This window comes from Candidatus Pelagibacter sp. PS_37, assembly GCF_059417825.1.
Window position 1 is genome coordinate 1,140,753 of sequence record NZ_CM182067.1, and the last position, 24,328, is coordinate 1,165,080.

25 protein-coding genes are annotated in these 24,328 nt (G+C 29.7%); 15 read left to right on the forward strand and 10 right to left on the reverse strand.

Annotated elements, in window-relative coordinates:
- Window position 1: 1 nt before the first annotated feature.
- Both AC5SL9_RS06030 and AC5SL9_RS06035 read right to left on the reverse strand, forming a co-directional pair.
- Window positions 2–1,054 carry a quinone-dependent dihydroorotate dehydrogenase gene (locus AC5SL9_RS06030; RefSeq protein WP_006997701.1) on the reverse strand — a complete coding sequence of 351 codons (1,053 nt, stop codon included), beginning with the start codon at window positions 1,052–1,054 and terminating at the stop codon, window positions 2–4.
- Complete coding sequence (locus AC5SL9_RS06035; protein WP_494573969.1) at window positions 1,054–2,616, reverse strand: lysine--tRNA ligase; 1,563 nt, start codon at window positions 2,614–2,616, stop codon at window positions 1,054–1,056. Before AC5SL9_RS06035 ends, AC5SL9_RS06030 begins: the two co-directional genes overlap by 1 nt.
- A gap of 90 nt (window positions 2,617–2,706) precedes the next feature.
- Here AC5SL9_RS06035 and AC5SL9_RS06040 point away from each other — a divergent pair, with 90 nt between their 5' ends.
- From AC5SL9_RS06040 to AC5SL9_RS06050, 3 genes are read left to right on the forward strand one after another with little or no spacing between them, the layout of a single operon-like run.
- Window positions 2,707–4,152 (forward strand): TrkH family potassium uptake protein, encoded by a 1,446-nt coding sequence (locus tag AC5SL9_RS06040; protein ID WP_494573970.1) that lies wholly within the window; start codon window positions 2,707–2,709, stop codon window positions 4,150–4,152.
- Between the two features lie 2 nt (window positions 4,153–4,154).
- Window positions 4,155–5,531 (forward strand): AmpG family muropeptide MFS transporter, encoded by a 1,377-nt coding sequence (locus tag AC5SL9_RS06045; protein WP_271564183.1) that lies wholly within the window; start codon window positions 4,155–4,157, stop codon window positions 5,529–5,531.
- A complete protein-coding gene (locus tag AC5SL9_RS06050; protein WP_494573971.1) occupies window positions 5,521–6,267 on the forward strand; it encodes a C40 family peptidase in 747 nt (248 codons plus the stop codon). Before AC5SL9_RS06045 ends, AC5SL9_RS06050 begins: the two co-directional genes overlap by 11 nt.
- On the opposite strand, the gene AC5SL9_RS06055 is transcribed toward AC5SL9_RS06050, so the two are convergent.
- Both AC5SL9_RS06055 and hisC read right to left on the reverse strand, forming a co-directional pair.
- Window positions 6,264–7,160 carry a prephenate dehydrogenase gene (locus AC5SL9_RS06055; RefSeq protein WP_494573972.1) on the reverse strand — a complete coding sequence of 299 codons (897 nt, stop codon included), beginning with the start codon at window positions 7,158–7,160 and terminating at the stop codon, window positions 6,264–6,266. The two genes, AC5SL9_RS06050 and AC5SL9_RS06055, sit on opposite strands and share 4 nt — an antisense overlap.
- A 2-nt stretch (window positions 7,161–7,162) precedes the next feature.
- Window positions 7,163–8,245: a histidinol-phosphate transaminase gene (gene hisC / locus AC5SL9_RS06060; protein ID WP_494573973.1), complete on the reverse strand. Its 1,083-nt coding sequence runs from the start codon at window positions 8,243–8,245 to the stop codon at window positions 7,163–7,165.
- Between the two features lie 191 nt (window positions 8,246–8,436).
- Here hisC and metX point away from each other — a divergent pair, with 191 nt between their 5' ends.
- The 12 genes from metX to AC5SL9_RS06120 all read left to right on the forward strand — a co-directional run bounded on the left by metX (window position 8,437) and on the right by AC5SL9_RS06120 (window position 17,477).
- Window positions 8,437–9,555 carry a homoserine O-acetyltransferase MetX gene (gene metX / locus AC5SL9_RS06065; RefSeq protein ID WP_018413605.1) on the forward strand — a complete coding sequence of 373 codons (1,119 nt, stop codon included), beginning with the start codon at window positions 8,437–8,439 and terminating at the stop codon, window positions 9,553–9,555.
- Window positions 9,556–9,557: 2 nt separating this feature from the next.
- A complete protein-coding gene (gene metW, locus AC5SL9_RS06070) occupies window positions 9,558–10,154 on the forward strand; it encodes a methionine biosynthesis protein MetW (RefSeq protein WP_018413606.1) in 597 nt (198 codons plus the stop codon).
- On the forward strand, window positions 10,155–10,874 hold the full coding sequence (gloB, locus tag AC5SL9_RS06075; RefSeq protein WP_494573974.1) for a hydroxyacylglutathione hydrolase: 720 nt from the start codon (window positions 10,155–10,157) through the stop codon (window positions 10,872–10,874).
- A gap of 65 nt (window positions 10,875–10,939) precedes the next feature.
- Entirely contained in the window at window positions 10,940–11,344 is a 405-nt protein-coding gene (gene rplU, locus AC5SL9_RS06080) for a 50S ribosomal protein L21 (protein WP_006997690.1), read from the forward strand.
- Window positions 11,345–11,356: 12 nt separating this feature from the next.
- Window positions 11,357–11,611, forward strand: a complete 255-nt coding sequence (rpmA, locus tag AC5SL9_RS06085) for a 50S ribosomal protein L27 (protein WP_006997689.1) — start codon at window positions 11,357–11,359, stop codon at window positions 11,609–11,611.
- A 30-nt stretch (window positions 11,612–11,641) separates the two neighbouring features.
- A complete protein-coding gene (gene cgtA / locus AC5SL9_RS06090; RefSeq protein ID WP_027306898.1) occupies window positions 11,642–12,625 on the forward strand; it encodes an Obg family GTPase CgtA in 984 nt (327 codons plus the stop codon).
- The gene (proB, locus tag AC5SL9_RS06095) at window positions 12,615–13,721 is read left to right on the forward strand and encodes a glutamate 5-kinase (protein ID WP_271626392.1); all 1,107 of its coding nucleotides are present in this window, start codon (window positions 12,615–12,617) and stop codon (window positions 13,719–13,721) included. The genes cgtA and proB overlap by 11 nt, the downstream gene beginning before the upstream one ends.
- A gap of 1 nt (window position 13,722) precedes the next feature.
- The gene (locus AC5SL9_RS06100) at window positions 13,723–14,973 is read left to right on the forward strand and encodes a glutamate-5-semialdehyde dehydrogenase (protein WP_494573975.1); all 1,251 of its coding nucleotides are present in this window, start codon (window positions 13,723–13,725) and stop codon (window positions 14,971–14,973) included.
- The gene (nadD, locus tag AC5SL9_RS06105; protein WP_494573976.1) at window positions 14,954–15,496 is read left to right on the forward strand and encodes a nicotinate (nicotinamide) nucleotide adenylyltransferase; all 543 of its coding nucleotides are present in this window, start codon (window positions 14,954–14,956) and stop codon (window positions 15,494–15,496) included. The genes AC5SL9_RS06100 and nadD overlap by 20 nt, the downstream gene beginning before the upstream one ends.
- Window positions 15,497–15,513: 17 nt before the next feature.
- On the forward strand, window positions 15,514–15,864 hold the full coding sequence (gene rsfS / locus AC5SL9_RS06110; protein ID WP_006997684.1) for a ribosome silencing factor: 351 nt from the start codon (window positions 15,514–15,516) through the stop codon (window positions 15,862–15,864).
- Entirely contained in the window at window positions 15,861–17,000 is a 1,140-nt protein-coding gene (locus AC5SL9_RS06115) for a S41 family peptidase (RefSeq protein WP_271579987.1), read from the forward strand. The genes rsfS and AC5SL9_RS06115 overlap by 4 nt, the downstream gene beginning before the upstream one ends.
- Complete coding sequence (locus AC5SL9_RS06120; RefSeq protein WP_020168880.1) at window positions 17,001–17,477, forward strand: RNA pyrophosphohydrolase; 477 nt, start codon at window positions 17,001–17,003, stop codon at window positions 17,475–17,477. It begins immediately after the preceding gene.
- On the opposite strand, the gene atpC is transcribed toward AC5SL9_RS06120, so the two are convergent.
- From atpC to priA, 6 genes are all read right to left on the reverse strand, one after another.
- The gene (atpC, locus tag AC5SL9_RS06125; RefSeq protein ID WP_018413613.1) at window positions 17,470–17,862 is read right to left on the reverse strand and encodes an ATP synthase F1 subunit epsilon; all 393 of its coding nucleotides are present in this window, start codon (window positions 17,860–17,862) and stop codon (window positions 17,470–17,472) included. The genes AC5SL9_RS06120 and atpC overlap by 8 nt on opposite strands.
- On the reverse strand, window positions 17,862–19,280 hold the full coding sequence (gene atpD, locus AC5SL9_RS06130; RefSeq protein WP_006997680.1) for a F0F1 ATP synthase subunit beta: 1,419 nt from the start codon (window positions 19,278–19,280) through the stop codon (window positions 17,862–17,864). Before atpD ends, atpC begins: the two co-directional genes overlap by 1 nt.
- A 2-nt stretch (window positions 19,281–19,282) precedes the next feature.
- Window positions 19,283–20,158 carry a F0F1 ATP synthase subunit gamma gene (locus AC5SL9_RS06135; protein WP_271579986.1) on the reverse strand — a complete coding sequence of 292 codons (876 nt, stop codon included), beginning with the start codon at window positions 20,156–20,158 and terminating at the stop codon, window positions 19,283–19,285.
- Between the two features lie 3 nt (window positions 20,159–20,161).
- Complete coding sequence (gene atpA, locus AC5SL9_RS06140; protein WP_006997678.1) at window positions 20,162–21,697, reverse strand: F0F1 ATP synthase subunit alpha; 1,536 nt, start codon at window positions 21,695–21,697, stop codon at window positions 20,162–20,164.
- The gene (atpH, locus tag AC5SL9_RS06145) at window positions 21,698–22,255 is read right to left on the reverse strand and encodes an ATP synthase F1 subunit delta (protein WP_011281556.1); all 558 of its coding nucleotides are present in this window, start codon (window positions 22,253–22,255) and stop codon (window positions 21,698–21,700) included.
- 110 nt (window positions 22,256–22,365) lie between these two features.
- Complete coding sequence (priA, locus tag AC5SL9_RS06150; RefSeq protein ID WP_494573977.1) at window positions 22,366–24,321, reverse strand: replication restart helicase PriA; 1,956 nt, start codon at window positions 24,319–24,321, stop codon at window positions 22,366–22,368.
- Window positions 24,322–24,328: the final 7 nt, after the last annotated feature.

The window sequence follows — 24,328 nt, forward strand, 5'->3', positions numbered from 1 at the left end:
ATCAATTAGTCAGCTTCTTTCCTATTATTTCTTTAAAATTCTTAATACCTTCGTCAATTAATATTTCTTTAAGCTCTTTTTTTATCTTTCCTACAATGTTTGGTCCTTGAAAAACCATTCCTGTATATAACTGAACATAGCTAGCTCCTGCCTGAAACTTTTTATAAGCACTTTCTCCCGAGTCCACACCTCCTACACCTATAATTTCAATCTTGCCCTTAAGCAGTTTATAAAACTTACTTATTAGTTTATTGGCCTCTTCCTCTAGTGGCTTGCCTGATAGCCCACCCTTTTGATGCTTTAAAATATTATTCAATTTTTCTCTATTTTTAGCTGTTGTGTTTGAAACAATTATTGCACTAACTTTATGTTTAATTAAAATTTTACTTATTAGTTCAATTTGTTCATCTGAAATATCTGGAGAGATTTTTACTACAATTGGAATTTTTGATTTAAGTTTAACTTTTTCTTTTTCTATTGCATTCAACAATTCATCAAATTTAGTCTCATCATGAAAAGCTCTTAGATTTTCTGTGTTAGGCGAAGAAATATTAACTGTAATATAGTCAGCGATATCATAAAAGTTTCTAAGTCCAATCAAATAATCATTTAATCTATCTTCACTATCTTTATTGGGACCTATGTTGATTCCTAATAAACCTTTATGTGAATTAGATCTAATTCTATGGCTAATATTTTCTGCTCCTAAATTATTAAAACCTAACCTATTTATAAGAGCCTGATCTTCAACCAACCTAAAAACTCTTGGCTTTGGATTTCCATATTGCTCAAGTGGGGTAACCGTTCCTACTTCAACAAAACCAAACCCAAGTTTAAACAGTGGGTTATAAACTTCAGCATTTTTATCAAACCCGGCAGCCATTCCTATTGGATTATCTATATTCTTACCAAATAAATTAGTTTTAAATATTGGATCTCCTTTATTTTGATCAGCTATGTTTGGTAATATGTTTAGTTTTAAAGACTTAATTGCTAAATTATGAGCAGTTTCAGGATCAATTTTGAAAATTAGTGATCTGAATTTTGAAAACATTATTTTATTTTTTCTTTAATTAACTCTTTAGTTTCGTTTACTCCAAAAAAACTTATAAAAAATCCCATTCTTGGTCCATTTTCATCTCCAAAAACAACCTCATAAATTAATTTAAACCAATCCCGCAAGTTTTCTGCGTAACCATTTTCTTTTCCTGTTGAATAAATTAATGTCTGAATATCCTCAGGCAACATCTTATCATTGCAGCTATCAAGAGACTTAACCAGTGCTTCTAATGCGACTTTTTCATTTGCGTCAGGAGTTTTGTATTTTTTTTGTAATTTTATTACGTCATTAAAATACTTAATCGCATAACCTATAAGATTATCAAAAATTGGGTGTTCTTTTTCTAAAAGGTTTTTTTTATATTTTTTTACAAACTTCCAAAGTAACTCCTTAGAGTCTGCATTGCTCGTTTCTACTAAATTTAAAAGCATTGAAAAGCTCATAATAGTATCTTCTTTAGGAATTAATCCATTATGCACATGCCAAACAGGATTCATTAATAGCTGTAACTCATTTTGTGTTTTAGCTTTTTCTATAAAGTCCAAGTACTCATCGACTGTTTTAGGAACTATTTCTTTATATAGTTTTTTTGCTCTTTTGGGATTTTGATACATATACAATGAAAGACTTTCGGGTGATGCATACTCCAGCCACTGATCAATTGTAATTCCATTTCCTTTTGATTTGGATATTTTTTCTCCTTTTTCATCTAAAAAAAGCTCATAAGCAAACCCAGATGGGTTTGTTTTTCCAATTAACTTGATTATTTTTGATGATAATATTGCACTTTCAATTAGATCTTTTCCATACATTTCAAAATCTATATCAAGAGCGTACCATCTCATTGCCCAATCTACTTTCCATTGTAATTTGCAATTTCCATCTAAGATACTTGCCTCAAGTTTTTTTCCATTATTATCAAATATAATTTTGGATTTTTTTTTTAGTATTTCTAAAACTGGAATTTCTAAAACCTTACCAGTGTCTGGACAAATTGGTAAAAATGGACTGTAAGTTTTTTGTCTTTCTTTCCCTAGTGTTGGAAGAATTATATCCATAATACCTTGATAATTTTCTAGGATTATCTGTAATGTGGGATTAAAAAAACCACCCTTATAAAGAACCGAAGAGCTTTGAAAATTATATTCAAAATTAAATTTATTTAAAAAATCTTTTAACATTTCATTATTGTGTTCACCAAAACTTGAAAATTTTTCAAATGGATCTGGCACTTGAGTTAAAGGCTTATGAAGATTGTTATTTAAGAGCTCTTGATTTGGAACGTTTTCTGGAACTTTTCTAAAGCCATCCATGTCATCAGAGAAAGTTATGATTTCCGTTGGTATATCTGTAAGTTGTTTTAAAGCATTAACCATCATCGATGTTCTTGCAACTTCACCAAATGTACCTATATGGGGCAGCCCACTTGGACCATAACCAGTTTGTAAAATTATTTTACCTTTTTTATCAATAAAGGACTTTCTTTCACGCAGTAATTTTTTAGCCTCAACAAAGGGCCATGCGTTAGTTTTATCTAAATTATCTTTTTCAATCACTTTGTTTAATAACAAATATCTTATATTTGGTGTTTTTATTAATTCTTATAGAGTTGAAATTTATTTACCATAAAATAATGTTCTTTCAAAATGTCTAATTATAAAACTGTTTTTTTTACCTTGGGTGTTTTGCAAATTATTCTTGGAATTTCCATGATGATTCCAATTATAGCTCAGTTTATATATTCAGAAATTGACTCCTCTTTTATTGGAGGCTCTATAATTTCTATAATATTTGGTGTTTTATTTTTTTTAACAAATTTAAATCATGATAAAAAATTAAATCTACAACAAGCGTTCTTATTAACTGCTCTTTCTTGGTTAAGTATTGCAATATTTGGTTCTTTACCTTTTATTTTTTCTACTCTTGAACTTTCAATTACTGACTCTTTCTTTGAAAGTATGTCTGGAATCACCACGACAGGGTCGACAATTATCTCCAACTTAGAGAGTGCTCCAAGATCGATACTTTTGTGGCGAGCAATGCTTCAATGGTTAGGTGGAATTGGTATTATTGTAATGGCAATAACCTTAATGCCAATAATGAATGTTGGTGGAATGCAATTGTTTAAAATTTCAAGTAATGATTCTTCTGAAAAACTATTACCAAAATCAAAAGAAATTTCACTTAGACTAATTTACGTTTATTTAGGTCTAACCGTGCTTTGTGCTTCTACATATAAAATTTTTGGTATGAATATTTTTGATAGCTTAACTCATTCAATGACCACGATAGCAACTGGTGGCTTTTCAAATTATAACGAATCTATTGGATATTTTAATAGTCTACCTATCGAAATATCATCCATGGTTTTCATCATATTAGGGAGTTTACCTTTTATTACTTATATAAAATTTTTAAATGGAGACAGAAAAATTCTTATCTCTGATGTTCAAATAAAATCGTTTTTAAAAATTATTATTTTTTCAATTATTATACTTTTTATTTATTTACTTTTTCACAACAAAGATTTTTCTCAAATAAATATTAGGACTATTTGTTTTAATGTTATCTCTATATTAAGTGGAACGGGATATGTTACTGGAGAATTTGATGGATGGGGTAATTTTCCACTCATTTTCTTTCTAACTTTAATGTTCATTGGTGGTTGTGCTGGTTCTACCACATGTGGAATTAAAATTTTTAGAATTCAAATTTTATACCTTTTTATTATTAATCAATTAAAAAAGATTATTTATCCAAAAGGCATATTCATAATAAAATATGATAAAAATAATGTTGATGATAAATTTATGGCTTCCATCATTTCTTTTATCTTTCTTTATTTGGTTATATTTTTTTTAATAACTGCATTTTTATCCTTAAGTGGTCTAGATTTTGTTACTTCAATTTCTGGTGCCGCAACTTCTATCTCAAATGTTGGTCCAGGATTGGGCTCTACAATTGGCCCTAATGGCAATTTTTCAAGCTTACCAGAAATATCTAAATGGATTTTAAGTCTCGGAATGATATTGGGTAGGTTGGAATTATTTGCTATACTTGTATTGTTTCTTCCATCATTTTGGAGAAATTAACTATGATTGAAATTAAAAAACAATCCTTATCAGAAACTTTTGCTGTCTACTTTGATAAGAGAATGCTTAGAATATTATTATTAGGTGCAATTTCTGGTTTTCCCTGGGTTTTAATTGGGAGCAGTTTAAGTCTATGGCTCAAAGAAGAGGGCTTAAGCAGATCAACAATTGGTTGGGCAGGACTAATATTTGCTGTTTATGCTTTTAATTATTTATGGGCCCCCCTTATTGATAGATTTCAAATACCCTACCTAACAAAAAAACTTGGTCATAGAAGAGGCTGGATAGTTTTAATGCAAATTGCAATTTTAGCTTGTCTTGTTACTTGGAGTTTCATTAATCCTACCGAAAACCTTGCGCTACTAATTACAGTTGGTTTAATTATTGCTATAGCATCAGCCACACAAGATATTACAGTTGATGCTTTAAGAATTGAACAAATAGGCGAACACGAAAGTAAATCAATGGCCGCTGGCGCTGCTATGGCTGTTGTTGGCTGGTGGAGTGGATACAAATTAGGTGGTGTAATAGCTTTATTTACAGCAGAATATTTAGAGAATATGGGTGTTACAAATTACTGGCAAATTACATTTTTAATTTTAGGAGTTGTAGTAATTTTAATGAATATAGGTTTGATGTTTGTCCATGAGCCTCTTTATACTGACAGACAAAAAAAACAAAAAGAAACTGATAAACTTATAGAAAGTAAACTTGGATCAAAAAATATTATAACTAATTTTATAACATGGATAAGCAGCACATTAGGTGGCCCTATAATAAGCTTTTTTAGGAAAAATGGTTTTACAATTGCTGTTGGAATTTTAAGTTTTATTTTTTTATTTAAGATTGGTGAGGCCTTTCTTGGACGTATGTCGATAGTTTTTTATAAAGAAATAGGCTTCTCTAAAGGTGATATTGCAATTTATTCTAAAACTTTAGGTTGGATTACTACAGTTATGTTTACATTGCTGGGTGGACTTTTTGTAATTAGATCTGGTGTTTTAAAAGCAATGTTTGTTGCAGGAATATTAATGGCTGCAACTAACTTATTATTCACAGTCTTAGCGTGGAGTGATAAATCTGAGTTGTTATTCGCAGTAGCTGTCATATTTGATGATATAGCAGCAGCATTTGCAACAGTTGCATTTGTAGCATTTATTTCATTACTAGTAGACCGAACATATACTGCAACCCAATACGCGTTACTTGCATCAATTGGAACTGCAGGCAGAACTACACTTGCATCATCATCTGGAGCATTAGTAGATTGGCTTAATGGAGATTGGGGAGTATTTTTTATTATTACAGCCATCATGGTGATACCTTCTTTGATTTGTTTGTGGCTTATAAAAGATAAATTAAAACTTCATGAAAGATAATTATTTTTATAAAAAACCATTATCAAATATCCATAAAAAGCCCAATGCATTTTCTGAGGTTACCTCTCAAATTTTGTATGGAGAAAAATTTAAAATTATATCTAAGAACAAAAGTTGGATAAAAATAAAGGCTTTATTCGATAATTATACTGGATACATAAAAAATAAAGATTACACAAAAGATCACCAACCAACCCATAAAATATTTACTCTAAAAGCAAATATTTATAATAAACAAAAAAATAAAACAAAAAATTTTTTACCCTTTGCATCAAGAATTTCAATGATTCATGAAAATAAAAAATTCATAGAGTTTGAAAAAAATAAATGGATTAAAAAAGTTAATATAAAAAAAATTAATCATATTGAAAAAGATTATTTAAAAGTATTAAAAATGTTTTTAAAAATTAAATATCTATGGGGTGGTAAAACTTATAGAGGTATAGACTGCTCTGCTATTTTACAATTATTTTTTTACTATAATAATAAATTTTATCCACGAGACACAAAAGACCAAATAAAATATTCAGCAAAAAAAAATAGAAGTAAAGTTTTTAAAAAAGGTGATATTATTTTTTGGAAAGGTCATGTTGCTGTTTGTATTAACGCTCAAAAGTTAATTCATGCATATGGTCCTGAAAAGAAAGTTTTGATTATGAATATAAAAGAGACAATAAATAGAATTGAAAGAACAGCAAAATTAACAGTAAAAAAAATATCCCCTATAAAATACTAATTTCTTCCAAAATCTGGCTTATTAATATCTTGTTTTAACTTAATTATTTTTTTCCTAACCTTCTTAGTATTAACTAATTTTTTAATAATAGATTTATTATTTTTAAATTGAATATCTCTTTTAAATGAACGTAAATTTTTAATAAACAGATCAATAACTTTTGAAATATTTTTTTGATTATTAAAAAAAATATCTCTCCACATAATTTCATTAGATGCAGCAATTCTTGAAAAATCTCTCAAACCACCAGCACTAAATTTTATTAATTCATACTTTTGTTGTTTTTCAAAGTCTGTAGCTGTTTTAACCAAATTATATGCAATTAAATGAGGCAAATGACTAGTCATAGAAAAAACTGTATCATGTTTTTTTGAGTCCATAATTGCAACTTTTGAACCAATTTTTTTCCAAAACTTGGTAAGTATCAGAAGATGTTTTTTGTTAGTATTTTTTTCTTTTATTAATATGCACCATTTATTAAAGAATAAATTTTTTACTCCATTTTCTGGGCCACTAACTTCTGAGCCTGCAATAGGGTGACTGGATGTCCAAAAAATTCCTTTTTTTAATTTTCTTTTAATTAAGTCTATAGACTTTTCTTTAGATGATCCAACATCTGTAATAATAGTTTTGGGTAATAAATATCTGTTTATCTTTAAAATTATTTTTTCATATTCTCCTAGAGGAGTACAAAATATTATCAAATCTAAGTTTGGGATAATTTGCTTTAAATCATTTGTAATTTCACATGGTAATTTTAATTTTTTGATTTTTAAAATATTTGATTTTGATTTTTCATAGACAAATATTTTTTTAGCTATTTTTTTTTCAGAAATTGCTCTTAATAATGAAGAACCAATTAAACCACAGCCTATAATTAAAATATTTTTCATAATCAATTAAAGATAGCCTTAATTGTTGTTATGAATCTCATATTCTCTTTTGTTGATCCAATTGTTAGTCTTAATTTGTTTTTAATATTATACCCATCCTCTGTAGATCTTAATATAATTCCTTTTGACTGCAGTTTGTTAAAAATATAATTAGCTGAAAATTTACATCTATCAAAATTTAATAGTAAAAAATTAGCGGTTACTTCATTTGAGAAAATTTTTAGTTTTTGTAAAACATTTCTAACTTTATTTGCTTCTCTAATATTGTGTTTCACAGAATTATTAACAAATTTTCTATCTTTTAAAGCTTCTATTGCTGCCATCTGTGCAACTTGATTTACATTAAATGGCGGTCTAATTAAGTTCATTGCAGATATAATTTTTTTTGGCCCATGACCCCAGCCAACTCTTAAGGAGGCCAGTCCATATATTTTTGAAAAAGTTCTTATCACAACAACATTATCTTTATTTTTAAATAAATCTAAACCAGATTTATAATCTTTATTTTTCATATATTCAAAATACGCATCATCTAAAACTAGTAAAATGTTTTTATTTAATTTCTTTCTTAAGTCTATTAATTCTGCTCTAGTTAAGTATGTTCCTGTTGGGTTATTTGGATTAGCAATAAATACTAGCTTGGTTTTTCTTGTTACTTTCTTAATAATTTCATTTATCGAAACTTTAAAATTTTTTTCCTTAGAAAAAACAACTTTTGCCCCCACTATTTGTGCATATATCCTGTACATTAAAAAGCTATATTGAGGAACAATCACTTCATCAGAGGGTTTTAAGTATAACTGACAAATCATTTGAATAATTTCATCTGACCCTGCACCACAAATTATTCTCTCAAAATCACACTTAAATTTCTTTGAAATTTCTTTTCTTAATTTTTTTGCTTTACCATCTGGATACTTCGATATTAACAATTCTTTATTCTGTAAAATTTTCTTTACTCTCGGGCTTACACCAAGAGCTGACTCATTTGCTGATAATTTTATAATATTTCGTATTTTTGCTATATTTGACTTACCTGGTTTATAAGCCTCTATTTTGAATTTTTTAAATTTTGGAACTGTCATCATATTAATTTAATTTACCTTATAAATAAAATATTATCCTTTCATATAGAATAAGTCATTTTTTAAAAAAATTGACATAAGAAATGCTATCTAGTACAAAAAATATGCGCTGATTTAACTGAATTGCGAGCGCTTAAAAAAAACCGCTAAATAAGTTTTTTTGTCTCACAATTCAAATTTGGCTAATACTTATGAATATAAATGTGAACATAAAAAATATTATAATTGATAAACCATTAAAATTAGATTGTGGCCAAACTATCAATAATTATTCTCTTGCTTATGAGACTTATGGCTCTCTTAATGAGAATAAAGATAATGCTATTCTTATTTTTCATGCCTTGACTGGTGATCAATTTGTATCTGGAATAAATCCAATTACTAAAAAAGAAGGTTGGTGGTCTTATGCTGTTGGGTCTGGTAAAGCTATTGATACTGATAAATACTTTGTAATTTGTGCAAATGTTATTGGTGGGTGCATGGGTTCATTTGGTCCTAGTGATATCAACCCTGATACCAATAAAAAATATGGCACTACTTTTCCTGTTATTACTATTAATGACATGGTTAACGCGCAATTTAATCTCTTAAATTTTTTTAATATTGAAAAATTATTTGCTGTTATGGGTGGATCAATGGGTGGTATGCAGACACTTCAATTCGTTAATAACTTCCCTGATAAAGCAAAAGTTGCTATTCCAATAGCCTGTACAGCTAGTCATTCGGCACAGAACATTGCTTTTAATGAACTTGGTAGACAATCAATTATGGCTGATGCTAATTGGGAGAACGGTGATTATTCCAATCAAAATAAAAATCCTGATAAAGGATTATCTGTTGCAAGAATGGCTGCACATATAACTTATTTGTCTAAAAATGGTCTTCAGGAAAAATTTGGAAGGAAGTTACAAGAAAGAGATGATCTGAAATTTGGTTTTGATGCTGACTTTCAAATTGAAAGCTACTTAAGATATCAAGGATCTGTATTTGTTGATAGATTTGATGCCAATAGCTACCTATACATAACAAGAGCAATGGACTATTTTGATCTAGTAAAAGAACATCATGGTAATTTATCTAAAGCATTTGAAAAAACTAAAACTAAGTTTCTTATTATATCTTTTACTTCTGATTGGCTTTATCCAACCTCTGAAAATAAAGAAATTGTTATAGCCTTAAATGCTATAGGTGCTGAGGTCGGATTTGTTGAAATTGAATCTGACAAAGGGCACGATTCATTCCTTTTAAAAGTTCCTAAATTTTTAAATACTCTAGGTGACTATATTAAAACAGCTTATTCTAAAAACTAAACATGAAACAAGAATTTAAAATAATCTCCGATTTAATTGAAAAAAATACTAGAGTTTTAGATGTGGGGTGTGGAGATGGCATATTAATGGAATATCTTAAGTATAATAAAGAAATAGACATAAGAGGAATAGAAATCTCAAAAGATAATGTTCAAAAATGTTTATCAAAAGGACTAACTGTTATCGAAGGTGATGCAGAAAAAGATCTTTTACAATTTCCTGACAGTTCCTTTGATTTCGTTATTTTAAGTCAAACATTACAAGCATTTTTAAATCCTGAAATAGTTATCAAAGAACTATTAAGAGTTGGCAAAAAAGCTATTGTTACAATACCTAATTTTGGTTTTTGGAAGGTTAGACTTCATCTATTAATTAAAGGAACAATGCCAATTACAAAAAATTTACCTGATGAGTGGTACAATACTCCCAACCTTCATATGTGTACTATAAAAGATTTTTATAATTTTTGTGAAAATAGAAAAATTAAATTAGATAAATCATTAGCTCTACATAACGAAAAGATATCTTCTATTAATAGACTTAATCTAAATACTAAAAATTTGTCTGCAGAATTGGGTATTTTTTTAATTGAAAGTTAAATGGAAATTCAAATAATACGTTGTCTACAGGATAATTATTCTTATCTAATTATTGATAAAGCTAAAAATATTGCATGTGTGATTGACCCTAGTGAAGCAAAACCTGTTATCAAATATTTGGAAGATAAAAATATACATTTAAAATATATATTAAATACACATCATCATTATGATCATGTTGGGGGAAATAAAGAATTAAAAGAAAAATATGGAGCTAGTGTTATTGGATACAAAAGAGACAAAGATAGAATTCCAGAAATAGATATACTTGTTGGTGATCAGGACATTTGGCACGAAGAAAATTTCCAGGCTAAAATATTTCATATACCTGGTCATACCCTTGGCCATATATGTTTTTATTTTTATAATGAAGAGTCTGTTTTTACTGGAGACACCCTCTTTTCACTTGGTTGTGGTAAAATTTTTGAAGGAACATACTCACAGATGTATAATTCATTAATGAAAATAAAAGCTCTACCAGAAAAAACTAAGATCTATTGTGGACATGAGTATACCAAACAAAACTCTAAATTTTGTATTGCTCATGACCAAGACAATGAAAGCCTTAAAGTTAAGATTAAACTTATAGATGAAAAATTAGAAAAAAACCTACCTACTATTCCATCTACGATTAAAGAAGAATTAGAGTGCAATATTTTTCTTAGATCGGGTACAGAGGAAAACTTTTCAAAATTGAGAGATTTAAAGGACAATTTTTAGCTTATTCGCGCTTGACTATAATTTGGTCAAGACTATATTGCTGATTATAAAAAACAGATTAAACAATGTCATACGCAATAATACAAACAGGTGGAAAACAGTACAAAGTTAAAGCTGGTGAAATCCTTAAAATTGAAAGATTAGAGGATTCTAAACCTGAGACTAAAATCGAATTTAAAGAAATCCTCGCTTATGGAGATGATAAAACTATTGAAGTTGGTTCTCCAGTAGTTGAAGGTGCAAAAGTTGAAGCCGACCTAGTAGAAAACGGTAAAAATAGAACTATTTTAATATTTAAAAAAAGAAGAAGACAGAATTCAAGAAGAAAAAATGGTCATAGACAACAGTACTCATTAATTAGAATTAGCAAAATTTTTTCAAAAGATGGTAAAGTTTTATCAGAAGCTGAGAAAATGGTAAAACCAACTAAAAAAGTTGAAAAAGTTGAGACTGAAGTAGCAAGCAAATAAATTAGGTAAATTATGGCAACAAAAAAAGCAGGTGGATCATCGAGAAACGGACGAGATAGTGCCGGTCGTAGACTTGGCGTTAAAAAGTATGGTGGTGAAGTAGTAATTCCTGGAAACATAATTGTAAGACAAAGAGGCACAAAAATTTTTCCTGGTGAAAACGTGGGGATGGGTAAAGATCATTCAATTTTTTCTGTTGTTGAAGGAAAAGTTGTTTTCAAAAAGGGTAAATCAGATAGAACATTCGTTTCAGTAAAGCCCAATTAGTAGTACAACTAAAAAACTAAGAGTTGTATTATGAAGTTTCTAGATCAAGTTAAAATTTATGTAAAAGCAGGCAATGGAGGACATGGATCTCCTAGCTTCCGTAGAGAAAAATTTATTGAATACGGCGGACCTGATGGAGGCGATGGAGGTAAAGGTGGCACCATATATCTTAGGTCAGAAAGAAATTTAAATACTCTTATCGACTATAGATTTCAACAACACCATAAAGCAGGAAGAGGAGTTAATGGTTCTGGACAAAATCGTACAGGTCACAGTGGAGAAGATTTAATTTTAAAAGTTCCAATAGGTACGCAAGTTTTTGAAGAAGATAATAAAACCTTAATTTATGATTTTAAAAAAGAAGGTGAAGAATTTATTGTAGCTAATGGTGGTAAAGGTGGTCTAGGAAATACTCGATTTAAAAGTTCCACTAATAGAGCTCCCAAAAAATTTACTAAAGGTGCGCCTGGTGAAGAGTATGTAATCTGGCTTCAGTTAAAAACTATTGCTGATGTTGGTATTGTTGGACTACCTAATGCAGGTAAATCAAGCTTATTAGCTTCCATTACAAATGCGATGCCTAAAATTGCTAACTATAAATTTACAACATTAAATCCAAATCTTGGTGTTGCAAGTTATGATGATAAAGAAATAACTCTAGCTGATATTCCTGGATTGGTTGAAGGTGCGCACGAGGGTGTAGGTCTTGGTATTCAATTTTTAAAACACATAGAAAGATGCAAAACTTTAATGCATTTAATAGATATTACTGATGAGGACCTTGAAAATACGTATAAACAAGTTCGAAATGAGTTGGGGAGTTACAGTAAAGATTTACTAGAAAAAAAAGAAATAATTGTATTAAATAAGACAGACTTATTAGAAGAAGAAGAAGTGAAAGAAATTTTAAAAAATTTTTCTAAAAATAAAGATTCTGAGGTAGTTACACTCTCAACATTAGAAAAAGACTCAATATCTAAAATTAAAGCTAAATTGCTCTCCTATGTATCTTAAAGATTCTAAAATAATTGTAATTAAGATTGGTTCATCCTTATTAATAGATGACAAAAAAAAAGTAAGAAGAAAATGGCTCACTGAATTTGCTAAAGATATTCAGGAATTAATAAAACAGAATAAAAAAGTTATTATTGTAAGCTCCGGAGCAATAGCAATGGGTTGCAAAAAACTAAATATTAGCAAAAAAAACCTTAAGATTGATAAAAGTCAGGCTGTTGCTTCTATTGGGCAAATTGAACTAATGAATTTATTTTCAGAAACATTTGTTAAATTAAAAATTAATATTTCCCAAATTCTTCTCACTCTAGAAGATACTGAACAAAGAAGAAGAGCCCTTAACGCAAAAAGAACTTTTGACAATTTATTTAAACTAGGCTTTGTACCAATAGTAAATGAAAATGATACTATCGCCACTTCAGAGATTAAGTATGGTGATAATGACAGATTAGCATCTCGTGTTGCACAAATATCAGGTGCAGACTCCCTTATATTGCTTTCTGATGTAGATGGTCTTTATACACATAATCCAAAAATATATAAAAATGCAAAATTAATAAAAGAAATAAGAAATATAGATAAAGATATAGAAAAAATAGCGACCAAAAGTATTAGTGAGCATGGAACGGGTGGCATGAAAACTAAAATAGATGCTGCTAAGATCTGTCAATTATCAGGATGCCAAATGGTAATAGCAAATGGCTTAATAAACCGACCTATTAAAAAAATAACTGAAGAGAATAATTGTACATGGTTTTTACCTAAGGTTTCAAAATTAGATGCTAGAAAAAAATGGATTATCAGCTCTGTTTCACCTAAAGGTGTGCTGATTATTGATGATGGTGCGAAACAAGCACTTTCAAATGGTAAAAGTTTATTAGCAGCAGGAATAAAAAAAGTATCTGGGCGATTTAGTAAAGGAGATCATATTAAAGTTTTAGATAAAAATAATTATGAATGTGCAAGAGGACTTAGCTCTTTTTCATCTAACGAAATAGAAAAAATAATGGGTCACCACTCAAAAGAAATAGAAAAATTACTAGGATATATTTCCAAATCAGAAGTAATTCATAAAGATGATATAGTAGAGGTATAGAATGAGCAGATATATGAGATTAATAGGTCAAAATGCAAGAAAGGCATCACTTGATAAAGTTAATTCAAAAACTAAAAATAAAGTTTTAAAAAAATATGCTTTCTTATTAGGCAAAGAAAAAAAATCTATATTTAAAGCTAATCAAAAAGATATTCTATTTGCTCTAAATAAGGGCCTAAAAAGTAATCTGATAGAAAGATTAACTATTGATGAAAAAAAGTTAATAGGCATAAAAAATTCTATAAATAAAATTGCTAAATTGAAAGATCCTGTTGATGCTACTTTAGAAAAATGGAGCAGACCAAATGGTTTAACAATTAGCAGAGTGTCTATACCTATTGGTGTTATAGGTGTTGTTTATGAAAGCAGACCCAACGTTACAGCCGATGTTGCAAGTTTATGCTTTAAATCTGGAAATGCTGTAATTTTAAAGGGTGGCTCTGAAGCTATAAATACTAATAAAATTTTAGCAAAACTATTTCGAAAGTCGCTTAAGGAAACTAGAGTGAATGAAAACTTTATTCAATTTATAGACTCTAAAGACAGAAAAATGGTCGACTTTATGCTTTCAAAAATGAAAGATTATATTGATGTAATAATACCTCGTGGTGGAAAAAATTTAGTAAAAAGAGTTCAGCAATTTTCTAACGTCCCTATTATCGGTCACTTGGAAGGTCTTTGTCATACTTTTATTGATAAGAATGCCAATCTAAAGATGGCTACAAACGTTACCTATAATGCAAAGCTAAGAAACACTAGTATTTGTGGCGCTACTGAAACAATTTTGATGCATGAAAAAATTGTTAAGAAATTCTGTAACCCAATTTTAAAAAAGTTAGAAGAAAATAACTGCAAAATTTATGGAGATCGTTTTTTGAAAAAATATTACAAGGGAAAGATTTATCCAGCAAAAGAAAAGGATTGGTCTACTGAATATTTATCATCAACAGTGTCTGTAAAAACAGTTAAAGATTGTGACGACGCTATTAGCCATATTAATAAATATGGGACTATGCATACTGACTCTATCATTACTAAAAATAAAAAAACTGCAAATAAATTCTTAAAAAATGTTAAAAGTTCAATAGCAATGCATAACACATCTACTCAATTTGCTGATGGTGGTGAATTCGGTTTTGGTGGTGAGGTTGGCATTTCGACAAATACTTTGCCTCCAAGAGGACCTGTTGGATTAGGGCAGCTCGTTTCATACAAATACGAAATTATTAGTAATGGTAAAACTAGAAAATAACTTAAAACAAAAAAAAACAAAAATTGGAATCTTGGGGGGAACTTTTGATCCTGCTCACAAAGGTCATTTAGAAATTTCTAAACAGGCTAAAAAAATATTAGAATTAAAAAATATTATATGGGCAATTACCAAACAAAACCCATTTAAAAACACAAGTAAAACAAATTTAAAAAATAGAATAAAATTTGCAAAAAAAATTATTGGTAAAAATGATTTTATTAAAGTAAAATTTTATGAGGAAAAAGTTCTCTCCAATAAAACAATTGACCTCATCAATTACTTAAATAAAGATAAAAAATTTGAGATCTATTTTATTATGGGTGCTGACAATCTAATCAATTTTCATAAATGGTATAAATGGAAATCCATTATAAAAAAATGCAATCTACTTGTGTTTGATCGACAGGGATATAAAGCTAAATCGCTAAAGTCTGTGACCTATAACGGTGTAAATAAAAATAGATTATCTTTTATTAATTTTAAAAAGGTTAATATTTCATCTTCTCAATTAAGAAAAATTTGATAAGGTTAAATAAATTAATGGAAAAAAACATAGACCTTAAAGATTTAATCCTAAAAACCCTAGATTCTAATAAAGCCCTAGATATTATTTCAATAGATCTTAAAAATAAAAGTTCAATGGCTGACTATATGATTATAGCAAGCGGAACTTCTTCTAGACATATTCAGGCTTTATCTGAAATGGTGCTAGAAAAATTAAAGACCAATGGAATAAAAAATTCTAAGATTGAAGGAAAAGAAAGTGGTGATTGGAAATTAGTTGATGGTATAGATTTGATTGTTCATATATTTCATCCTGATAAAAGAAAATTTTATGAATTAGAAAAAATATGGTCAGAAATCATTCCTAAAGAAAAAGTGATGATATGATTTTGACTAAAAGATTTTTTCTTTTTTTTATAATACTATTATTTACTTTTCAAAAAAGTTTTTCTGAAAACACCGACTTATATAAAAAAATTGATTTGTTTGGTGAGGTTCTTGAGAAAATTAGCAAAGAATACGTTGATGAAGTTGATCAATCAAAAAGTATGGACTCAGCCATAAATGGTTTATTGCAATCTCTTGATCCCTATTCCGCATATATGACACCTGAAAGTTTTGAGGGTATGCAAACTGAAACTAGTGGAGAGTTTGGTGGGCTTGGTATTGAAGTTGGCATGGAAGCAGGTGTTGTAAAGGTAATATCACCAATAGATAATACTCCAGCATCAAAAGCAGGATTAAAAGCTGGTGATTATATTGTAAAAATTAATAATACCCAGGTCCAAGGCAAAACATTAATGCAAGCAGTAGACCTAATGAGGGGACCTGTTGGATCGAGTATTGAAATAACAGTTAGAAGAAGAGGTGTAAAAAAAGCATTAATTTTTAATATAACGAGAGAAGTTATTCAGGTTCAGTCTGTAAAATCTGAACTTATAGATAATAACATTGGCTATATAAGATTAACTTCCTTTAACGAAAATAGCAGTGAACAAATTAAAGAAAAAATTAATAAATTAAATAAAAACAAAGATCTAAAGGGTTATATCTTAGATTTAAGAAACAACCCAGGTGGCTTGCTTTCTCAGGCAATTAAAATTTCAGACTTTTTTTTAGAAAATGGTGAGATTGTATCAACAAGAAGTCGACAAGCTTCAGAGAATAGAAAATGGTTTGCTAAAAAAGGTGATCTAACAAATGGTAAAACACTAATTATACTTATTAACTATGGATCAGCTTCAGCATCGGAAATAGTAGCTGGTGCATTAAAAGATCATAAAAGAGCTATTATACTTGGAGAAAATAGTTATGGAAAAGGTTCTGTGCAATCAATAATCCCTTTGAAAAATAGAGGTGCTATTAGATTAACAATTGCAAAATATTATCTCCCTTCAGGAAAATCTATTTCTGAAGTAGGTGTAACACCTGATATAGAAGTTGCAGAAGGTTCGGATGATTTTAAATTTAACTCTGAAACTGATAATCAATTGAATTTTGCAATAAAACTATTCAACGGATAAATGCCAGATAGTAAAGTGAATTTACCTCTTAGAAGTGGGGTTGGAATTGTTGTCCTGAACAAAGATAATAAAGTTTTTGTTGCAAAAAGGATTGATAATCAAAAAAATTTTTGGCAGATGCCCCAAGGTGGTGTTGATAAGGGTGAGGACTATTTAACTGCTGCTTACAGAGAGCTAGAAGAAGAAACTAGTATAAAAAATGTTGAACTAATCAAAGAATGTGATGGATTAATCTCTTATGAATTACCAAAAAACTTACTAGGTATAATTTGGAAAGGTAAATATAGAGGTCAGGAACAAAAGTGGTTTATAATGAGATTTTTAGGACAAGATAATGAGATTGATATTAAAACTAAACACCCTGAATTTTGTGAATGGAAATGGATTGATCTAGAAAATATAACTGACCTAGTTGTAGACTTTAAGCTACATGTGTACAAAGATGTTAAAGAAAAAGTAAAAGAAATTCTTAATTAAGAGTTTTTAGCACATCAATTTTTTGATCAACTAAGTATTTATTTTGATCTGTAATGTCACTATTTTTTGAATTTTCTTCTGCTTGAGCAAGTAGTTCACTAATTTTATCTTTATCAATATCTTTAATATTAAAAATAGAACTTGTTAGAACTGATAAATTATTATTCTTAAATTCAACAATTCCATCCTCAACATAGTAATTATCCTCACCTGATTTAGAAAAGATTTTAATAATCCCTGGCTTTAGAAATGAAATAATTGAGATATGGTCCTTTAAAATCCCCATTTCTCCCTCAAAAGCAGGTACAACAACTTCTGTTACATCTTCTTTTGAAAGAAAAGATTTTTCTGGATTTACAATTTCTATTTTGAACTCTTCACTCATTATGCAGCAGCATCTTTCGCCATTTTTTCTGCTTTTTCTACAGCTTCTTCAATTGTGCCCACCATATAAAATGCAGCTTCTGGTAAATGATCATACTCACCATTACATATTGCAGCAAAACCTTTAATTGTAGATTCTAAATCTACTAATTTTCCTGGAGAACCAGTAAAGACTTCAGCAACAAAGAAAGGTTGTGATAAAAATCTTTGTATTTTACGCGCTCTAGCTACTGTTAATTTATCTTCTTCAGATAATTCATCCATTCCTAAAATTGCAATAATATCTTGCAGAGATTTGTAAGTTTGAAGAATTTTTTGCACTTCTCTTGCAACTCTGTAATGCTCATCACCAACTATTCTAGGATCTAAAATTCTAGAAGTAGAATCTAGAGGATCAACTGCTGGATAAATTCCAATTTCAGCTATCTGTCTCGATAATACAGTTGTTGCATCTAAGTGAGCAAAAGATGTAGCAGGTGCCGGGTCAGTTAAATCATCTGCTGGTACATAAATCGCTTGTACAGATGTAATAGAACCCTTGTTAGTAGTCGTAATTCTTTCTTGAAGATTACCCATGTCAGTTGCAAGTGTAGGCTGATATCCCACTGCTGAAGGAATTCTTCCTAATAGTGCAGAAACTTCTGAACCTGCTTGAGTAAATCTAAAGATATTATCAACAAAGAATAATACGTCTTGTCCTTCTTGATCTCTAAAATATTCAGCCACAGTTAAACCTGTTAAGGCAACTCTTGCTCTAGCTCCTGGAGGTTCATTCATTTGACCATACACTAGTGCAGCTTTTGATCCTGGACCTTCTGGCTTAATAACGCCTGAATCTATCATTTCGTGATAAAGGTCATTTCCTTCTCTAGTTCTTTCTCCAACACCAGCAAACACAGAAAATCCACCATGAGCTTTTGCTACGTTGTTAATTAATTCCATAATAAGTACTGTCTTACCAACACCCGCACCTCCAAATAAACCAATTTTTCCTCCTTTGGCGTATGGTGCTAATAGATCAACTACTTTAATTCCTGTAACTAGAATTTCTGTCTCTGTTGACTGATCACTAAATTCAGGTGCGGCTCTATGAATTGGCCATTTTTCTTTTGTTTTAACTTCACCCTTTTCATCGATGGGTTCACCTATTACATTTATAATTCTTCCTAAAGTTTCCGGACCAACTGGAACTTGTATAGGAGCACCTGTTGCGGTTACTTCGTCTCCTCTTTTTAATCCTTCAGTAGCATCCATTGCAATTGTTCTAACACTTGACTCACCAAGGTGCTGAGCAACTTCTAAAACTAATCTGTTGTCTCCATTTTTACATTCTAATGCTGATAAAATTTCTGGTAATTCTCCATCAAATTTTACGTCTACTACTGCTCCAATGATCTGTGTGATTTTTCCTTTGCTCATAATTATAAACTTTCCGCTCCTGATATGATTTCAATTAGTTCTTTTGTAATAGCTGCTTGACGACTTCTATTATACTCAATAGTTAGCTTGTCAACCATTTCACCTGCGTTACGGGTTGCATTGTCCATTGCACTCATTCTTGAGCCCTGTTCGCTAGCTGAATTTTCTAACATCGCTTTAAAAATCTGAGTAGATATGTTTTTAGGCAATAAGTTGCTTAAAATTTCATCTTCGTCTGGTTCAAATTCATAATTATCCTCAGAAGAATTTTCTTCTGCTTCAGATGTTTTTAAAGGAATTATTTGTTGTTCTTGAGGTATCTGAGTGATTACATTTTTAAATTTATTATAAAAAATTGTACACACATCAAATTCTTCTTTTTCAAAGTTTTCAATTATCATTTTTCCAACTTTTTCAGCATCTAGATAGTTGATAGTTTTTGAATCTTTAAAAGATATTCTCTCTACGATATCATCTTTATAAACTCTTTTTAATTGATCATACCCTTTAGATCCAACAGTTATAATTTTTAAAGTTTTTCCCTCATCAGATATTTTTTGAAAATATGTTTTTGCTTTTTTAATAATATTTGTATTAAAACCACCACATAGACCACGATCAGATGTTAACACAATACATAAATGCACTTTATCTTCTCCTGTTCCTGAAAGAAGCTTAGGAGCATTTTCCTTATCAGAAATGCCACTAGATAAATTAAGAATAATGTTATTCATTTTTTCAGAATAAGGTCTTCCCTTTTCAGCATTTTCCTGGGCTCTTCTAAGTTTAGCGGCCGCAACCATTTTCATGGCTTTGGTAATTTTTTGTGTAGACTTTACACTCGCTATTCTTTTTTTTAAGTCGTCTAGTGTTGCCATATTTTAAGAATTAAAGTTCTTCTTAAGTTCCATGATAGTATCAACTAATGATTTTTCAGTATCTTCTTCAAGCTTACCTGAACTTAAAACAGATTCTAAAATTTCTGGTTTTTCAGATTTACATTTTTCAATAATCTTAGATTCGAACTCAGCAATATCTTTAAGTTCCACATCATCCAAATAACCTTTAACTCCACAGAAAACTGAAATTACTTGTTCAGCAACTGTCATAGGGGAATATTGTTTTTGTTTTAAAAGTTCAGTTAGTTTTGAACCTCTATTTAAAAGTTTTTGTGTAGATGCATCTAAATCAGATCCAAATTGTGCAAAGGCAGCCATCTCTCTATATTGAGCAAGCTCTAGCTTCATTGAACCAGAAACTTTTTTCATTGCTTTTGTTTGTGCTGCAGATCCAACTCTAGAAACTGATAGACCTACGTTAATCGCTGGTCTAATTCCTTGGTTAAATAATTCTGTTTCAAGAAATATTTGACCATCCGTAATTGAAATAACGTTAGTTGGAATAAAAGCAGATACGTCTCCACCTTGCGTTTCAATTATAGGAAGAGCAGTTAACGAACCTCCACCATGCTCATCACTAAGCTTGGCTGCTCTCTCAAGTAATCTGCTGTGTAAATAAAATACATCTCCCGGATAAGCTTCTCTTCCTGGCGGTCTTCTTAATAAAAGTGACATTTGTCTATAAGCTACAGCCTGTTTAGATAAATCGTCATAAATGATTAATGCATGCATACCATTATCTCTATAGTATTCACCCATAGTACAGCCTGTATATGGTGCTAAAAACTGAAGCGGCGCTGCGTCTGAAGCAGTAGCAGCAACAATTGTTGTATATTCCATTGCACCAGCTTCTTCTAAAGTTTTTTGAATTTGTCTAACGGTAGATCTTTTTTGACCTATAGCAACATAGATACAATAAAGTTTTTGCTTCTCATCACCAGACTCATTTATTTTTTTCTGGTTAATGATCGCATCGATAGCAACTGCAGTTTTTCCAGTTTGTCTATCCCCAATAATTAATTCACGCTGTCCTCTTCCAACTGGAACTAGACTGTCAATTGATTTTAAGCCTGTTTGCATTGGTTCACTAACAGATTGTCTTGGAATAATTCCAGGAGCTTTTACTTCAACTCTACTTCTTTTAGTTGCTTTATCTAAAGCACCTTTGCCATCAATTGGATTTCCTAATCCATCAACAACTCTTCCTAATAATTCTTTTCCAACAGGTGTATCTACAATACTTCCTGTTCTTTTAACAACGTCACCTTCTTTAATTTTTCTATCGTCTCCGAAAATTACAACTCCAACATTTTCACTTTCTAAGTTTAGAGCCATTCCTTTTGATCCATCAGAAAATTCTACCATCTCTCCAGCTTGAACATTGTCTAATCCGTACACTCTAGCAATACCATCTCCTACTGACAAAACTTGACCAACCTCAGTCACTTCTGCTTTATCGCCAAATTTTTTAATTTGCTCTTTTAATATCTTTGTTACTTCTGATGGGTTTATATCCATTTATGCCTCTATCATCCTATTTTCGATTTGTTGTAATTTATTTTTAATGGAAGTGTCCACCATTGTGCTTCCGACTTGCACAATCAAACCCCCAATTAAACTTGCATCGTGTTTGTAGTTTAATTTTATTTTTGAACTAAAGTTTTTAGTCAATTCTTCTTTTATATTGTTAATTTCATTTTCAGTAAGATCTTTTGCAGAAGTTAATTCTGCTTTTAATTCACCTCTTTTGACTGAACATGTCTCAACAAAGCTTTTTAGAATTTTATCCACATAAAAGAATCTTCTTTTAGATATTAGAAAGCTTAAAAATTTAGTTAATAATTCATTCAATTTATATTGTTCTGAAATTTTACTTAGAGCATTTAATTGGTCTTCTTTGTTATTCGTTGGATCCTTGATTAAAGATTTAAAATCTTCACTTGAAGTAATTAAATTGATAATTGAAGCAGAATGAACCTCGATCTCATTTAAATTATTAGCTTCTACAGCTAATTCATAAAGTGCCAGGGAATATCTACCTGCTGATGTTTCAGAAAAACCTTTATTTTTGCTCAATTTATTGTTCCTTATAAATATTAGAAGATTTATTAAAATTTCGTTTTAATTAACATATGACTCCTAGCTCTTCAAGTCACACATTGTCTAAAAGTCTTGTTTTTTCTTTGTTAATTGAAGTTTATTGGGTCAACATCAACCGTTAGTTTCATTCCAGCTGGAAATTTGAATTTTTCAATGACTTTTGAAAGGGAATTTTGAACCTTGAGAGATTTTCGACCCCTGATCAAAAGTCTTACTCTAAACCTTCTTTTTAATCTAAATATAGGTGCATTTACAGGACCAAGCACTCTACCATCAACAGCACTTTCTATAAAACTTTTAAATTTATAAGCCTCTTTTTCAAGTTCTCTTTCATTATTACCGGTAATTATTAAGGCAATAAATCTTTGAAACGGTGGAAGGTTATTTTCCCTTCTAATTTCAAGTTCTTTATCTAAAAAAATATCAGGATCTTTATTGGTAATGTCTGTTATCATTTTGGTATCTAAATTATAAGTTTGAAAATAAACAGTTGCTGGCTTTCCTGTTCTTCCTGCTCTACCTGAAAGTTGATGATATAATTGTAAATTCTTTTCAGCACCTCTTAGGTCGTGACCTTGTGATGATAAATCGATATCAACAACAACAATACAATTTAAACTTGGAAAGTGAAATCCTTTAGAAATTAATTGAGTTCCAATTAAAATTTGAATTTTATTATCTATAATTTTTTCTAAAACATCTGCTGAACTTTTTTTATTCATTGTATCGCTAGAAAATATAGTTGTTTCCTTGGTGGGAAAAATTTTTTTTACTTCTTCTGATATCCTTTCAACTCCAGGCCCACTAAAAATAAAATCACATTTTCCTTCTTTTGAGCAGTCCCTATTTAGTAAAGTTTTGTATCCACAGTAGTGACATAATAAATTTTGTTTGTTTTTGTGATAAACTAAATTTATTGAACAATTTGGACATGAATAACTAGTAAAACATTTTTTACATAAAACATGGGGTGAAAATCCTCTTCTATTTAAAAAAAATAATACTTGATCTTTTTTTTCAAGATGAAATTTTACTTTCTCGATTGTTTCTTTAGCTATCCAAGATTGAGATTCGAGTTTGGAATTATTTAGATTAATTATTTCATATTTTGGTAAAGATGCATTTAAATATCTTTGATCAAGTTTTGATAAACTATATTTGCCTTTTTTAATATTGTCATAAGTTTCAATAGAGGGTACGGCTGTTATTAAATTGATTGGAATATTTTCAAAGGATGCTCTAGAAATTGCCATATCTCTTGCGTTATAAGTTACTCCCTCATCTTGCTTATAAGATTGATCATGTTCTTCATCAACAATGATTAATCCTAGTTTTTTAAAAGGTAAAAATAATGAAGATCGAGCACCAATTACAACTTTAATTTTATCATTTGCTATTCCACTCCAAATAATTTCTTTATTTTTTTTTGTAATACCTGAGTGCCACACAGCAGGCTTGAAACCAAAAAATTCTATAAATTTATTTTGAAATTGTCCTGTTAATCCGATTTCTGGTAATAGAATTAATCCTTGAAAACCCTTATTAATTATCTCTTTTAAAGCTTCAAAATAGACCATTGTTTTACCTGAGCCTGTAGTACCTTGTAAAACATGAACTCTAAATTTTTGATTTAATACATTCATTTTTTTTAATGAATTTTTTTGCTCTTTAGAAAGTTTTATTTCATTTTCTTTGATATCAATTTTGAATGGCTCATAAGCTTCAATTGGTAACTTTTCTATGGCGCCACTACTTAATAATAACAATTTTAATGCCATACCTTTAGGGGTCATATTGTATTCAGAAAACCAATTTAAGAATTTAATTGTATTTTTCTTTAAGGGTGGAACATCTAATTTTCTTAAAACTTTTTTAATAGCAAAATTTTTGTTTGTTTTTTTTTCAAAATCATCCCATACAACTCCAGTCACCTCTGACTTTCCAAAAGGCACTGCCACGTAGTCTCCAACTTTTAAATTTAAATCTGAATTATAGGTAAATGGATGATTAAAAATATTTGGTATAAGAATCGGTACTTTCATATTTTTA